The 14,354-nt window shown below is 70.8% G+C and carries 10 protein-coding genes; 5 read left to right on the top strand and 5 right to left on the bottom strand.

Going from position 1 to position 14,354, the window contains the following annotated elements; genetic code table 11:
• Positions 1 to 119: 119 nt before the first annotated feature.
• Both ACZ4EG_RS14290 and ACZ4EG_RS14285 read right to left on the bottom strand, forming a co-directional pair.
• On the bottom strand, positions 120 to 3,116 hold the full coding sequence (locus ACZ4EG_RS14290; RefSeq protein WP_467790845.1) for a bifunctional [glutamine synthetase] adenylyltransferase/[glutamine synthetase]-adenylyl-L-tyrosine phosphorylase: 2,997 nt from the start codon (positions 3,114 to 3,116) through the stop codon (positions 120 to 122).
• Between the two features lie 226 nt (positions 3,117 to 3,342).
• On the bottom strand, positions 3,343 to 4,704 hold the full coding sequence (locus ACZ4EG_RS14285; protein ID WP_263208043.1) for a glutamine synthetase family protein: 1,362 nt from the start codon (positions 4,702 to 4,704) through the stop codon (positions 3,343 to 3,345).
• A 302-nt stretch (positions 4,705 to 5,006) separates the two neighbouring features.
• Between ACZ4EG_RS14285 and ACZ4EG_RS14280 the strand changes: the two genes are divergently transcribed.
• Positions 5,007 to 6,194, top strand: coding sequence for a globin domain-containing protein (locus ACZ4EG_RS14280; RefSeq protein WP_467790844.1), 1,188 nt, complete (start codon positions 5,007 to 5,009; stop codon positions 6,192 to 6,194).
• Between the two features lie 169 nt (positions 6,195 to 6,363).
• Here ACZ4EG_RS14280 and ACZ4EG_RS14275 read toward each other — a convergent pair whose 3' ends face one another.
• Positions 6,364 to 6,798, bottom strand: coding sequence for an RrF2 family transcriptional regulator (locus ACZ4EG_RS14275; protein ID WP_453558691.1), 435 nt, complete (start codon positions 6,796 to 6,798; stop codon positions 6,364 to 6,366).
• 143 nt (positions 6,799 to 6,941) lie between these two features.
• Between ACZ4EG_RS14275 and ACZ4EG_RS14270 the strand changes: the two genes are divergently transcribed.
• From ACZ4EG_RS14270 to ACZ4EG_RS14255, 4 genes are all read left to right on the top strand, one after another.
• A complete protein-coding gene (locus ACZ4EG_RS14270; RefSeq protein WP_453558694.1) occupies positions 6,942 to 7,613 on the top strand; it encodes a DUF3105 domain-containing protein in 672 nt (223 codons plus the stop codon).
• On the top strand, positions 7,610 to 8,236 hold the full coding sequence (locus ACZ4EG_RS14265) for a DUF305 domain-containing protein (protein WP_453558697.1): 627 nt from the start codon (positions 7,610 to 7,612) through the stop codon (positions 8,234 to 8,236). Before ACZ4EG_RS14270 ends, ACZ4EG_RS14265 begins: the two co-directional genes overlap by 4 nt.
• Before the next feature lie 209 nt (positions 8,237 to 8,445).
• Positions 8,446 to 10,389 carry a S53 family peptidase gene (locus ACZ4EG_RS14260; RefSeq protein WP_467790843.1) on the top strand — a complete coding sequence of 648 codons (1,944 nt, stop codon included), beginning with the start codon at positions 8,446 to 8,448 and terminating at the stop codon, positions 10,387 to 10,389.
• A 116-nt stretch (positions 10,390 to 10,505) separates the two neighbouring features.
• Positions 10,506 to 12,554 (top strand): NAD(+) synthase, encoded by a 2,049-nt coding sequence (locus tag ACZ4EG_RS14255; protein ID WP_467790842.1) that lies wholly within the window; start codon positions 10,506 to 10,508, stop codon positions 12,552 to 12,554.
• A gap of 25 nt (positions 12,555 to 12,579) precedes the next feature.
• Here ACZ4EG_RS14255 and ACZ4EG_RS14250 read toward each other — a convergent pair whose 3' ends face one another.
• Both ACZ4EG_RS14250 and ACZ4EG_RS14245 read right to left on the bottom strand, forming a co-directional pair.
• The gene (locus ACZ4EG_RS14250; protein WP_467790841.1) at positions 12,580 to 12,858 is read right to left on the bottom strand and encodes a DUF397 domain-containing protein; all 279 of its coding nucleotides are present in this window, start codon (positions 12,856 to 12,858) and stop codon (positions 12,580 to 12,582) included.
• A 256-nt stretch (positions 12,859 to 13,114) separates the two neighbouring features.
• Positions 13,115 to 14,338: an MFS transporter gene (locus ACZ4EG_RS14245; RefSeq protein WP_467790840.1), complete on the bottom strand. Its 1,224-nt coding sequence runs from the start codon at positions 14,336 to 14,338 to the stop codon at positions 13,115 to 13,117.
• Positions 14,339 to 14,354 lie beyond the last annotated feature (16 nt).

Here is a 14,354-nt window from a genome sequence, read left to right as displayed (position 1 = left end):
CGGTGACCGGCGGTTTCACCGCGTACCCGGACCATCACAGCCTTCACAAAGCCCCCGAACCGTCACGGCAGTGAAGCCCCCGCACCACCAGGGAACCCTCCTGCCGAACCGCCGGAGGCTCACGCTCCGTAGAAGAGTTCGTCCACTACCGCCCGTGCCCTGCGCGTCGTGCGGCGGTATGCGTCGAGCATGTCGCCCGCGTGGCCGGGGCCGTAGCCGAGGTAGCGGCCCACCGCGGCCAGTTCTCGGCTTTCCGAGGGGAACGTGTCGCCGGCTCGGCCGCGGACCAGCATGACCGCGTTGCGGACGCGCGTGGCGAGGACCCAGGCCTCGTCCAGGGTCGCCGCGTCCTCGGTGGAGATCAGGTCCGCCGCGCGGGCGGCAGCCAGCGCCTCACGGGTGCGCGTGGTGCGCAGGCCGGACTCCACCCAGCCGTGCCGGAGCTGCAGCAGCTGGACGGTCCACTCGACGTCGGAGAGGCCGCCGGGGCCGAGCTTGGTGTGGAGCTTGGGGTCGGCGCCGCGCGGCAGGCGCTCGGACTCCATGCGGGCCTTCAGGCGCCGGATCTCGCGGACCGCCTCGTCGCCGAGGCCCTCCGCCGGGTAGCGCAGGGGGTCGATGAGCTCGATGAAGCGGCCGGCCAGTTCCTCGTCCCCGGCGACCGGCTCGGCCCGCAGCAGCGCCTGCGACTCCCAGACCAGGGACCAGCGGCGGTAGTAGGCCTCGTACGACTTCAGGGTCCGTACGAGCGGGCCCGACTTGCCCTCCGGGCGCAGGTCCGCGTCGATGAGCAGGGGCGGGTCGGCGCTGGGGATCTGGAGCAGGCGGCGCATCTCCGAGACGACCTTGTTGGCCGCGTCCGCGGCCTCCCGTTCCTCGACACCCTCCCGTGGCTCGTGGACGAACAGGACGTCGGCGTCGGAGCCGTATCCCAGTTCGTTGCCGCCGAACCGGCCCATGCCGATGATCGCGAAGCGGGTGGGCAGCGTGTCGCCCCAGCCGTCGCGGACCACGGCCCGCAGCGTGCCCGCGAGCGTCGCCGCCGTGAGGTCGGAGACCGCGGTGCCGACGCGGTCGACCAGCGCTCCCTGGTCGGGCTCGGCGGGCTTCGTCTCGGTGCCGTAGGAGTCGACGATGTCCGCGGCGGCCGTACGGAACAGCTCCCGGCGGCGCACGCCACGCGCGGCCGTGACGCCCTGCTCCGCGTTCTCGGCGCGGCCGACCGCGGCGAGTATCTCCTGCTCCAGGTGCGCGCGTCCGCGCGGTTCCAGCCCGCTGCCGCCGTCCCCGTCGCCGAGCAGGGCGACCGCCTCGGGGGCGCGCATCAGCAGATCGGGGGCGAGGCGCCCGGCGGACAGGACACGGGCGAGGTTCTCGGCCGCGGCGCCCTCGTCGCGCAGCAGCCGCAGATACCAGGGTGTCTTGCCGAGCGCGTCGGAGACCTTGCGGAAGTTGAGCAGGCCCGCGTCGGGGTCGGCGGAGTCCGCGAACCAGCCCAGCAGCACCGGCAGCAGGGTGCGCTGGATGGCGGCCTTGCGGGTGACGCCCGAGGCCAGCGCCTCCAGGTGGCGCAGGGCGGCGGCGGGGTCGGCGTAACCGAGGGCGACCAGGCGTTCGCGGGCCGCCTCGGGGCTCAGCCGGGCCTCGCCGGGGGCGAGCTGGGCGACGGCGTCGAGCAGCGGGCGGTAGAAGAGCTTCTCGTGCAGGCGCCGTACGACGCCCGTGTGCCGCTTCCACTCCCGGGTCAGCTCGGCCACCGGGTCGGCGCGCAGGCCCAGGGAGCGGCCCAGGCGGCGCAGGTCGGCCTCTTCCTCGGGGACGAGGTGGGTGCGGCGCAGCCGGTAGAGCTGGATGCGGTGCTCCATGGAGCGCAGGAAGCGGTAGGCCTCGTCGAGCTGGACGGCGTCGCCGCGGCCGACGTAGCCGCCCTCGGCCAGGGCCCTGAGGGCGTCCAGGGTGGTGCCGCTGCGCAGCGAGGCGTCGGAGCGGGCGTGCACCAGCTGCAGTAGCTGGACGGCGAACTCGACGTCCCGCAGACCGCCGGGGCCGAGCTTCAGCTCGCGCTCGATCTCGGCGGCGGGGATGTTCTCGACGACGCGGCGGCGCATCTTCTGCACGTCGGCGACGAAGTTCTCGCGTTCCGCGGCCTTCCAGATCAGGGGGTCGAGCGTGGCGATGTAGTCCTGCCCCAGTTCGCTGTCGCCGGCCACCGGGCGGGCCTTGAGCAGCGCCTGGAACTCCCAGGTCTTGGCCCAGCGCTGGTAGTAGGCGAGGTGGCTGCTGAGGGTGCGGACGAGCGGGCCGTTGCGGCCTTCGGGGCGGAGATTGGCGTCCACGGGCCAGATGGAGCCCTCGACCGTCGTCTCCGAGCAGATCCGCATCATGTGCGAGGCCAGTTTGGTGGCGGACCGCAGTGCCTTGCCCTCGTCGGCGCCGTCCAGGGCCTCGCCGACGAAGATCACGTCCACGTCGGAGACGTAGTTCAGCTCGTGGCCGCCGCACTTGCCCATCGCGATCACCGCGAGCCGGCACAGGGCGGCGTCGTCGGGGGCGGCGGCCGTGGCGATGCCGAGGGCGGCGCGCAGGGTGGCGGTGGCGAGGTCGGCGAGCTCGGCGGCGGTCTCGGCGACGCCGGTGGTGCCGCACACGTCACGGGCGACGATGGACAGCAGGCAGCGGCGATAGGCGACGCGCAGGGAGACCGGGTCACTCGCGCCGGCCAGGCCCCGCTCGAACTCCTCCACCCCGGGGTGCAGGTCGCGCGGCTCGTAGGTGACGAGGGCTTCCCAGTCCCGCGGGTGCCGGGCGAGGTGGTCGGCGAGGGCGGCGGACGCGCCGAGGACGCCGAGCAGACGGTCGCGCAGCGGCTTGGCCGCTATCAGGGTGTCCAGCAGCTCCCGGTGGGCCGTGGGGCCGGGCTGGGCCTCCAGGAGCCGTACGAGTCCGTGCAGGGCGAGGTCCGGGTCGGCGGTGGCGCCCAGCGCCTCCAGGAGGACCGGGTCGTCGCGGACGGCGGAGAGCTCGGCGCTGTCCAGGAGCCGCTCGGCCGCCGACGGGTCGGTGAAACCGTGCCGCAGCAGCCGGGTGAAGGTACTGCTCCTGCGCCCCGGCGTCATCCGCGGCCTCCCCTCGGATCAAGGTCGTCCTGGCCCGAGCCTAACCGCAGAGCCCGACACCGGCTCCGAAGCGGTCGGCGAGGAATTCCGCCACCGCACCCACCTGGTCCGCGGTGGCCGAGCCGCTCAGGATCTCCACCGTACGGCCGGACGGGCGACCCCACGTGCGAGGAGCGCGAGGCCCGCAACGGAGGGGCTGCGACGTAGCCCCTCCACGTGCCTGCCCCTACAGAACCGGCAGGTTCTTGCGCAGCTCGAACGCCGTGACCTCGGAGCGGTACTCCTCCCACTCCTGGCGCTTGTTGCGCAGGAAGAAGTCGAAGACGTGCTCGCCGAGGGTCTCGGCGACGAGGTCGCTGGTCTCCATCAGGGTCAGGGCCTCGCCGAGGTTCTGCGGGAGGGGCTCGATGCCCATCGCGCGGCGCTCGGCGTTGGACAGGGCCCAGACGTCGTCCTCGGCGCCGGGCGGGAGCTCGTAGCCCTCCTCGATGCCCTTGAGGCCCGCCGCCAGCAGGAGGGCGTAGGCGAGGTACGGGTTCGCACCGGAGTCGATGGAGCGGACCTCCACGCGCGCCGAGCCGGTCTTGCCGGGCTTGTACATGGGCACGCGGACCAGGGCCGAGCGGTTGTTGTGGCCCCAGCAGATGTACGAGGGCGCCTCGCCGCCGGCGCCGGCCGTGCGCTCGGAGCCGCCCCAGATGCGCTTGTAGGAGTTGACCCACTGGTTGGTGACGGCGGAGATCTCCGCGGCGTGCTTGAGCAGGCCCGCGATGAAGGAGCGGCCGACCTTGGAGAGCTGGTACTCGGCGCCGGACTCGTAGAACGCGTTGCGGTCGCCCTCGAAGAGGGACAGGTGGGTGTGCATGCCGGAGCCGGGGTGCTCGGAGAAGGGCTTCGGCATGAAGGTCGCCTGCACGCCCTGCTCCAGTGCCACCTGCTTCATGACCAGGCGGAACGTCATGATGTTGTCCGCCGTGGACAGGGCGTCGGCGTAGCGCAGGTCGATCTCCTGCTGGCCCGGCGCGCCCTCGTGGTGGGAGAACTCGACCGAGATGCCCATCGACTCCAGCATGGTGATCGCCTGGCGGCGGAAGTCCATGCCGATGTTCTGGGGGGTGTGGTCGAAGTAGCCGGAGTTGTCGGCGGGCGTCGGGCGCGTGCCGTCCAGCGGGCGGTCCTTCAGCAGGAAGAACTCGATCTCGGGGTGGGTGTAGAAGGTGAAGCCCAGGTCGGAGGTGCGGGCCAGGGCGCGCTTGAGGACGTAGCGCGGGTCCGCGAAGGACGGGGAGCCGTCCGGCATGAGGATGTCGCAGAACATGCGGGCGGTGCCCGGGGCCTCGGCGCGCCATGGCAGCACCTGGAAGGTCGACGGGTCCGGCTTGGCGATCATGTCGGACTCGTACACACGGGCGAAGCCCTCGATGGCGGAGCCGTCGAAGCCGATGCCCTCGTCGAAGGCCTGCTCCAGCTCGGCGGGGGCCACGGCCACGGACTTGAGGAAGCCCAGCACGTCGGTGAACCACAGGCGCACGAACCGGATGTCGCGCTCCTCCAACGTCCGGAGCACGAACTCCTGCTGCTTGTCCATCTTCCGCTTCCCCATCCTTGCTGGTCAGGCCGTCCTTCCCGGATGGTGCCGGGAGGCGGTCGGGCACCTGAGCATCACACCACAACACCATTTCACGCGCGTTGCGGACCATGATCGCCCGGCCGACCTCGGCCTGAACGCGTCGCGTCCGGCAGGTGTACTGCTCTGCCGCCCATCTTGCCTGCTCGGAGTGACATAAGTAATGGCCGGTCGCGTTCCCCCACCCCCGCTTTAATTTGCATTCAAGATGCAAGTTTTAATGGCTGACGACCACAGCCCACCTCAGGAGCCCAGGAGCCCCGATGCTGTCCGAGCAGTCCGCTGCCACCGTCCGAGCCACCCTTCCCGCCGTCGGCGCCGCCATCGGCGAGATCACCGAACGTTTCTACGCCGGACTCTTCACGGCCCGCCCCGAACTGCTGCGCGACCTGTTCAACCGGGGCAACCAGGCCGCCGGCACCCAGCGCCAGGCCCTGGCGGGGTCCATCGCCGCCTTCGCCACGCATCTCGTCGAGCACCCCGACCAGCGGCCCGACGCGATGCTGAGCCGCATCGCCCACAAGCACGCCTCGCTGGGCGTCGCGCCCGAGCACTACCCGATCGTCCACGAGCACCTCTTCGCCGCCATCGTCGAGGTCCTCGGCGAGGCCGTCACGCCCGAGGTCGCGGCCGCCTGGGACGAGGTCTACTGGCTGATGGCGAACGCCCTGATCGCGATCGAGCGGCGGCTGTACGAGGAGAGCGCCGACGAGACCGGCTGGCGCGAGTGGGAGGTCACCGAGCGGGTCACGGAGACCGCCGACGTCATCACCCTGCGGCTGCGGCCGGTGGACGGCGGCCCGGTGCGCGGCTTCCGCGCGGGCCAGTACGTCTCCGTGCGCGTCACCCTCCCCGACGGCGCCCGCCAGATACGGCAGTACAGCCTCTCCGGGGCGCCCGGCGCGACCGAGCGGCAGCTCAGCGTGAAGCGGGTGTCCGGCGGTACGACGCCCGAGGGCGAGGTCTCCAACCACCTGCACGCGTACGTGGCGGCGGGCACCGTGCTGGAGCTGTCCGCCCCCTACGGCGACCTGGTCCTGGACGACGACACGGACACCCCGCTGCTGCTCGCCTCCGCCGGCATCGGTGTGACCCCGATGATCGCGATGCTGGCGCAGCTCGCGGAGGACGGCCATCGCGCCCCGGTCACCGTCGTGCACGGCGACCGCTCCCCCGCCGACCACGCGCTGCGCAACGACCACGAGGCGTACGCCGCCAAGCTGGCCGACGGCACCGTGCACTTCTTCTACGAGCAGGACGCCGAGCCGGCCGACCGCTCGGGGCTCGTCGACCTCACGGTCGTACCGGTGGAGCCCGGCACGCGCGCGTACCTGTGCGGTCCGCTGCCCTTCATGCGCGCGGTGCGGACCCAGCTGATCGAGCGGGGCGTGGCCCCGGCCGACATCCACTACGAGGTGTTCGGTCCCGACCTGTGGCTTGCGCAGAACTGAGGACGCGCAGCACTGGGTCCTGTCATCAAATTCCCGTCGTCGCCCGGAGGGCGGGCCTATCGGCGTCGTGGGGCCCCCTGCTCGAAGAGCTTGGGGGAGCGTGCATGGCGTCGCGGGGCAGACGGGAATGTGACGACAGGGCCCAGGGATGGCCTAGGGACGCCCAGCACTAAGGCCGCGAGGAGATCCCCAGCAGCAGTGGGCCGGTCGGCCCTGCGACCATCTCCTCCAGCGTGACCGGGTCCAGCGCCGCGTAGAACGCCTCCTGGGCCCGGCGCAGGGCGCCGCGCAGCCGGCAGGCGGAGTTCAGGGGGCAGGGCGAGGAACCCTCGCATTCGACGGTCTCGCCGTCCCCCTCGAACGTGCGCACCACGGCCCCGACCGATGCCGTGCGCCCCTTCTCGCTGAGCGCGAGACCCCCGCCCCGGCCGCGCCGGGCGTCGACGAGGCCGAGGTGCTGGAGCTCGGCCACCACCTTCGCGGCGTGCGTGTACGGCACGTCCATGTCCGCCGCGACCTGGCGCGTCGTGGGGGTGGAGGCACCGGCGACGGCGAGCCGCATCAGGAGGCGCAGGGCGAGGTCGGTGGAGCGCAGCAGCCGCATACCCGCAGCGTAAATAATGCGCATTCGGCGTTCAAATATTCTTTCCCCTGCCCTCCCTGCGGCAGGGTGCCTCTTCCCCATTACGATCAGCGAGCCCGACCGTCCCGTCCGTTCCGGCCCTTTCCCCCAGAAGGACAACAGCCATGGGTTCCGCCAAGAACAGCAACACCACCGCGCGCAAGGCGCGCATCGAGGAGATGCGGCGCGCCGAGCAGGCCCGCGAGCGCCGCAACCGGGTGCTCACCATCGCCGCGAGCGTGGTGGTGGTCGCCGGTCTCGTCGTCGGCGGTGTGGTGCTCGTGAACTCGCAGAAGGACAGCGACAGCACGGCCAGCGACTCGAAGGGCTCCGGGGACTCGGGCCACTTCACCACGGGCAAGGACGGGGTGCAGACCTGGTCCGGCAAGCTGGCCCGGACCCATGTCACCACGTCCGTGAAGTACCCGATGCACCCGCCGGTGGGCGGCAACCACAACCCGGTCTGGCTCAACTGCAACGGTGACGTCTACACCTCGGCCGTGAAGGACGAGAACGCCGTGCACTCGCTGGAGCACGGCGCGGTCTGGGTGACGTACACCAGCAAGGCGGACAAGGCCGACGTCGACGCGCTCGCGGCCAAGGTGAAGAAGACGCCGTACACGCTCATGAGCCCGTACGAGAACCAGGCGGCGCCGCTCATTCTCTCGGCGTGGGGCCACCAGCTCACGGTGAAGAGCGCGAGCGACCCGGCCGTCGACAAGTTCTTCTCCACCTACGTCCAGGGCAAGCAGACGCCCGAGCCGGGCGCCTCGTGCACCGGCGGGACGATGAAGTGAGGCGGCACATCGGCTGGATCGCGGGCGCCGCGGCGGCCGTGCTCGTCGCCGCCGGTGCGATCACCTACGCGGTCGCCGAGGACGGTGGCTCGGGGACAGGGACCCCGGGCACCGACTCGGCGGACGCCGGGTTCGCGCGGGACATGGCGGTCCACCACCAGCAGGCCGTCGAGATGTCGTACATCGTGCGCGACCGTACGACGGACGAGGAAGTACGCCGACTCGCCTACGACATCGCGCAGACGCAGGCCAACCAGCGCGGCATGCTGCTGGGCTGGCTGGACCTGTGGGAGCTGCCGAAGGTGTCGGCGAAGCCGCCGATGACCTGGATGGGCATGGGCGACATGGCGTCCGGCAAGGACGGCGCGCTGATGCCGGGCATGGCGACCAACGCCGACCTGAAGAAGCTCGGCACCCTCAGCGGCAAGCAGGCCGAGATCTTCTTCCTCCAGTTGATGACGGACCATCACAAGGGCGGCATCCACATGGCCGAGGGGTGCGTCGCCAAGTGCACCGTCGGCGTGGAGAAGAAGCTCGCACAGGGCATGGTCGACGCACAGCAGTCCGAGATCCAGCTGATGGCCGACATGTTGAAGGAACGGGGCGCAAAGCCGCGTTCGTAACACGGCCACCAGGACGAAAGCCGCAATTCACCCCGGATGACGGTTCCTTGGGGTTCTCTTGACTTTAGCGTTCCCCTGGCATGAACGGTTCATCGAAAGAGTGGCCCCCATCGTGTGATCCATTCGCGGGCCTAACCGCCGCGGGCCGGCGCCCGGATCCACGACGTACCGACCACTACATGCATGCGAACCGCATCGCAGGGGGTTCTATGAGATCCAACCGCGCCAAGGTGCGCGCCGGCGTGAGCATGGCAGCGACACTGCCCATGATCGCCGGTGCGCTGGCGCTCGGCATACCCGCGGCGCACGCCGTGGACAACCCGGGCCGAAACGCCCTCGCGGGCACCAAGCCCGCCTGGGCCACGACCAAGGCGGACAAGGGCGCCACCTCGAACAGCGCCCAGGTCTCCGCCCGGGTGTACCTCTCCGGCCGGAACGCGGCCGGCCTCGCCGCCTATGCCAAGGCGGTGTCCGACCCGAGCTCGAAGGCGTACGGCAAGTACCTGAGCGCCAAGCAGACGCAGGCCCGCTTCGGTGCGACCAAGGCCCAGGTGGCCGCCGTCAAGTCCTGGCTCACGTCGTCGGGCCTCACGGTCACGAAGGTCACGCAGCACTACATCGCCGTCACCGGTGACGTGTCCGCCGCCGAGAAGGCGTTCGGCACCCAGCTGCACAACTACACCAAGGGCGCGAAGACCTACCACGCGCCGTCGAAGACGGCCTCGGTGCCGCAGAGCCTCAAGGGCGCCGTCCTGACCGTCACCGGCCTGGACAACGCGCCGCACAAGGCGACGCACAACGACCAGCTGCCGCCGCCGGACGCGGTGTTCAAGAACTCCGGGCCGTTCTCCTCGTACTACGGCTCGAACATCGCGACCACGCTGCCGGACGCGTACGGCACGAAGATCCCGTACGCCGTCCAGGGCTACACCGGCAAGCAGCTGCGCGCCGCCTACGGCGCCGGCACGTACACCGGCAAGGGCGTCCGCATCGCCATCACGGACGCGTACGCCTCGCCGACCATCGCCTTCGACGCGGCCACCTACGCGAACAAGCACGGTGACGCGGCCTGGAAGACCGGTCAGCTGAACCAGGTGCTGCCGAAGAAGTACACGAAGACCAAGGAGTGCGGCGCGGCCGGCTGGTACGGCGAGGAGACCCTCGACGTCGAGGCCGTGCACGCGGTCGCGCCGGCCGCCAACGTGACCTACGTGGGCGCCGGTTCCTGCTACGACGACGATCTGCTCGACTCGCTCAGCAAGATCGTCGACAACCACCTGGCCGACATCGTCTCCAACTCCTGGGGCGACATCGAGGCCAACCAGACGCCGGACCTCGCGGCCGCCTACGACCAGGTCTTCCAGTTCGGCGCGGTGCAGGGCATCGGCTTCTACTTCTCCTCCGGTGACAACGGCGACGAGGTCGCCAACACCGGTACGAAGCAGGTCGACACCCCGGCCAACTCGGCGTGGGTGACCGCGGTCGGCGGTACCTCGCTGGCCGTCGGCAAGGGCGACAAGTACCAGTGGGAGACCGGCTGGGGCACCGAGAAGGCGACCCTGTCGGCCGACGGCAAGAGCTGGACCGGCTTCCCCGGCGCCTTCACCTCGGGCGCGGGCGGCGGCACCAGCAAGACCGTGCCGCAGCCGTACTACCAGAAGAACGTCGTCCCGAAGGCGCTGGCCACGGCCAACAACGCCGCCGGCAACCGCGTCGTCCCGGACATCGCGGCCATCGCCGACCCGAACACCGGCTTCAAGGTCGGCCAGACCCAGACCTTCCCGGACGGCACCGAGCAGTACAGCGAGTACCGCATCGGCGGCACCTCGCTGGCCGCCCCGGTGATCGCGGCGGTCCAGGCGCTGGCCCAGGAGGCCCAGGGCGGCAAGGCGATCGGCTTCGCCAACCCGGCGATCTACGGCAAGTACGGCAAGACGGGTGTCTTCCACGACGTCACGGACAACCCGACAGGCTCCGGCCTGGCGGTGGCCCGTATCGACTTCGTGAACGGCTTCGACGCCGCCGGTGGCCTCGCGACCTCGGTCCGCAGCCTCGGCAAGGACAGCTCGCTGTCCGCGGTGAAGGGCTACGACGACGTCACCGGCGTGGGCTCGCCCGCGAACGGCTACGTGCAGTCGTACCGCCGTCACTGATCCGCTGACGCGGTAGGTGCGGTAGGTGCCGTAGGGGGCGTGGGGTACACAACACTCCACGCCCCTCATCACACCCACGCCCCTCATCGCGTCGCTCTGACGATTACACTGGGCCAGTGCCTCCGTTGAACTTCTGGTCGATCTATCAGCACGGCTTCGCACGTGTCGCCGCGTGCACGGGTCACACCGTCATCGCCGACCCGCACGCCAACGCCCCAGCGGTCCTGCGCCACGCACGCCGGTGCGCCGACGAGGGGGTCGCCGTCGCCGTCTTCCCGGAGATGGTGCTGTGCGGCTACTCGATCGAGGACCTGCTGCTGCAGGACGCGCTGCTCGACCAGGTCGAGGAGGCGCTCGGCGAGGTGGTGGCCGGGTCGGCGGACCTGCTGCCGGTACTGGTCGTCGGTGCCCCGCTGCGCCACCGCAACCGGATCTACAACTGCGCGGTGATCGTGCACCGCGGCCGGATCCTCGGTGTGGTCCCCAAGTCGTACCCGCCGAACTACCGGGAGTTCTACGAGCGCCGGCAGATCGGCGACGGCGCCGACGAGCGCGGCGGATCGATCCGGGTCGGCGGCGAGACCGTACCGTTCGGCGTGGATCTGCTGTTCGCCGCGGAGGACGTTCCCGGTCTCGTGCTCCATGCCGAGATCTGCGAGGACATGTGGGTGCCGGTGCCGCCCAGCGCGGAGGCGGCCCTCGCCGGTGCGACCGTCCTCGTCAACCTCTCGGGCAGCCCCATCACCGTCGGGCGGGCCGAGGACCGCAAGCTGCTGTGCCGCTCGGCGTCCTCCCGCTGCCTCGCCGCGTACGTCTACGCGGCGGCCGGCCTCGGCGAGTCGACCACCGACCTGTCCTGGGACGGGCAGACCATGATCTACGAGAACGGCTCGCTGCTGGCCGAGACCGAGCGGTTCCCGCTCGGCGACGAGTACGCGGTGGCCGACGTGGACCTGGACCTGCTGCGTCAGGAGCGGCAGCGGACGGGCACGTTCGACGACAACCGCCGCACGCATCAGGCGCGGACGAGCGACTTCCGCACGGTCTCCTTCGAGCTCGATCCGCCGCTCACCGACCTGGGGTTGCGCCGTCGTCTGGAGCGCTTCCCGTTCGTGCCGGCCGACCCCGACCGCCTCGCCCTGGACTGCTACGAGGCCTACAACATCCAGGTTGAGGGCCTCCAGCAGCGCCTCGCGGCGATCGGCGGCCCGAAGGTGGTCATCGGGGTGTCCGGCGGCCTGGACTCCACGCACGCGCTGATCGTCGCCGCCCGCGCGATGGACCGCGCGGGCCGCCCGCGCAGCGACATCCTGGCCTGGACGCTGCCCGGCTTCGCCACCAGCGACCACACCAAGGACAACGCCCACAAGCTGATGAACTCGCTCGGCGTCACCGCGGCCGAGCTGGACATCACGCCGACCGCACGGCTGATGCTGCGGGAGATGGGGCACCCGTTCGCCTCCGGCGAGCCGGTGTACGACGTCACCTTCGAGAACGTGCAGGCGGGTCTGCGCACGGACTATCTCTTCCGGCTGGCCAACCAGCGCGGCGGCATCGTGCTCGGCACCGGTGACCTCTCGGAGCTGGCGCTCGGCTGGTCCACGTACGGCGTCGGCGACCAGATGAGCCACTACAACGTCAACTCGGGCGTGCCGAAGACACTGATCCAGCATCTGATCCGCTGGGTCATCAGCAGCGGCCAGTTCGACGACGAGACCGGCAAGACGCTCGCCGCGATCCTCGACACCGAGATCAGCCCGGAGTTGGTGCCGGGTGAGGAGATGCAGTCGACGGAGTCGAAGATCGGGCCGTACGCGCTGCACGACTTCACGCTCTTCCACGTGCTGCGGTACGGCTTCCGGCCGTCGAAAATCGCCTTCCTGGCCTGGCACGCGTGGCACGACGCGGAGGGCGGCGCCTGGCCGCCGAACTTCCCTGAGGCCAAGCGGGTGGCGTACGACCTGCCGGAGATCCGACGCTGGCTGGAGGTCTTCTGCCGCCGCTACTTCGGGTTCGCGCAGTTCAAGCGCTCCGCCATGCCCAACGGGCCCAAGGTCTCGGCCGGGGGTTCGCTTTCCCCGCGCGGCGACTGGCGCGCACCGTCCGACAGCAACGCGCGGGCATGGCTGCGGGACCTGGCCCGGTTCGACATCCCGGAGGCGTGAGAGTGACGGCCCCTGGGCCCCTGGTTCACCTCTTGAGCGAGGCGACGAAGGGAGCCCAGGCGGCGGCGCTGAGCATGAGGGCGGGGCCGTGGGGGACCTTGGAGTCACGGACGGGGACCGGTCCGGGGATGTTGTCGGCGACTTCGACGCAGTTGCCGCCGTCACCGTTGCTGTAGCTCGACTTGCGCCAGAGGGCGGCGCCGGGGAAGTCGCCGGCCACTTCGACGCATTCCCCGCCGTCCCCATTGCTGTAGCTGCTCTTGAACCAGAGCGCTTCACTCAAGTCGATCCGGTTGCTTGCCATTTCGGAAATCCTCTGCCGCTGCCTTGATCAGGTTGGCGATGGCCCACGTTGAAAGGTTGCCGCAGGGGCCGCTCGCTTCTTGGCCAGTGTCGTGCTTCCGCGAGGCGCGTAAAGGGCGCTCCGCTGGCGCTCCGCGTCGCCTTCGGCGATGGCCCTGCGGGCCACCCTTGACACGCCTCGCTCCAGCACGGGTGAGAAACGAGCGAGCGGCCTCAACGCCAACCCCTCGACGTGGGCCCGCGACAACCCCCTCAACTCAGTGGTGCAGCGCGCCCGACTGCTCCGGCACGTGTGAGGCGACCACCCGCTCGGCGAGGCCGGTCGGCGGAGTCGCCCGGTGGCGGTCCACCAGGTACGCCGTACTCGCCACGGCAAGTCCCAGTACCGCCACCCCCGCCCCCGCCACCGCCGGAGACGTCGCCCCGAAGCCGGCCGCCAGGGCCAGGCCGCCGATCCAGGCTCCGCCCGCGTTCGCGAGGTTGAAGGCCGCCTGGTTGGCCGAGGAGGCCAGGGAGGGGGCCGCGGCGGCCTTTTCCATGACCATCAGTTGGAGGGGGGAACCCGTGATGAATGCCGCCGTGCCCAGGAGGATCACCGCCAGGGCCGCCGTCAGCGGCGTGCGCATGAGGAGGGGGAACAGGAGCAGGACCGCCGTCAGCGACAGCAGGCCGCCGAACAGCGTGCGCCGCATCGCGTGGTCCGCCAGGCGGCCGCCCACCAGGTTTCCGACCGTCGCACCGACGCCGAACAACGCCAGCAGCAGCGTCACGCTGGAGTCGGCGTAACCGGCGGCGTCCGTGAGCATCGGCGTGATGTAGCTGTACGCCGCGAAGAGCGCGCCGAAGCCCGCCACCGTCGTACCGAGTGCCAGCCACACCGGCAGCGACCTCAGCGCCGACAGCTCGCCGCGCAGGCCCACGGAGGGGGCGTGAGTGCGGGAGCGCGGGATCAGCAGGGCCAAGGAAGCTATCGCCGCCACCCCGATCGCGCTCACGCCCAGGAACGTCGTCCGCCAGCCCAGGTGCTGGCCCATGAGCGTGGCCACCGGCACGCCCGCGATGTTGGCGACGGTCAGGCCGAGGAACATGAGGGAGACGGATCGCGCCTTGCGCTCCGGCGGGACCATCGCCGTGGCCACCACCGCGCCGACCCCGAAGAAGGCGCCGTGCGGCAGACCGCTCAGGAAGCGTGCCGCGAGGAGTGAGTCGTAGCCGGGGGCGAGGGCGGACAGCGCGTTGCCTGCGACGAACAGGCCCATCAGGGCCATGAGGACGGTGCGGCGGGGCATACGGGCGGTCAGCGCGGCCAGGAGCGGGGCGCCGATCACCACGCCGAGCGCGTACGCCGAGACGAGGTGCCCGGCGGTGGGGATCGAGATGTGCAGGTCGGTCGCAACGTCGGGCAGCAGGCCCATCATGACGAATTCGGTCGTGCCTATGCCGAAGGCACCGACGGCCAGCGCGAGCAGGGCCAGGGGCATGGAGGGGCTTTGCCTT

This window comes from Streptomyces sp. NPDC025638 (assembly GCF_055558775.1).
Note: the sequence above shows the minus strand (reverse complement) of the source record. Positions and strands in the feature narration are given on the sequence as shown.

What these genes read in the sequence shown, in the direction of transcription:
- ACZ4EG_RS14270 (WP_453558694.1), top strand. Translation starts at nt 6,942, where the DNA reads ATGGGTTCCGCCAAGAACAGCAACACCACCGCGCGCAAGGCGCGCATC.
- ACZ4EG_RS14260 (WP_467790843.1), top strand. Translation starts at nt 8,446, where the DNA reads ATGAGATCCAACCGCGCCAAGGTGCGCGCCGGCGTGAGCATGGCAGCG.
- ACZ4EG_RS14245 (WP_467790840.1), bottom strand. Translation starts at nt 14,338, where the DNA reads ATGCCCCTGGCCCTGCTCGCGCTGGCCGTCGGTGCCTTCGGCATAGGC.
- ACZ4EG_RS14280 (WP_467790844.1), top strand. Translation starts at nt 5,007, where the DNA reads ATGCTGTCCGAGCAGTCCGCTGCCACCGTCCGAGCCACCCTTCCCGCC.
- ACZ4EG_RS14290 (WP_467790845.1), bottom strand. Translation starts at nt 3,116, where the DNA reads ATGACGCCGGGGCGCAGGAGCAGTACCTTCACCCGGCTGCTGCGGCAC.
- ACZ4EG_RS14250 (WP_467790841.1), bottom strand. Translation starts at nt 12,858, where the DNA reads ATGGCAAGCAACCGGATCGACTTGAGTGAAGCGCTCTGGTTCAAGAGC.
- ACZ4EG_RS14275 (WP_453558691.1), bottom strand. Translation starts at nt 6,798, where the DNA reads ATGCGGCTGCTGCGCTCCACCGACCTCGCCCTGCGCCTCCTGATGCGG.
- ACZ4EG_RS14285 (WP_263208043.1), bottom strand. Translation starts at nt 4,704, where the DNA reads ATGGACAAGCAGCAGGAGTTCGTGCTCCGGACGTTGGAGGAGCGCGAC.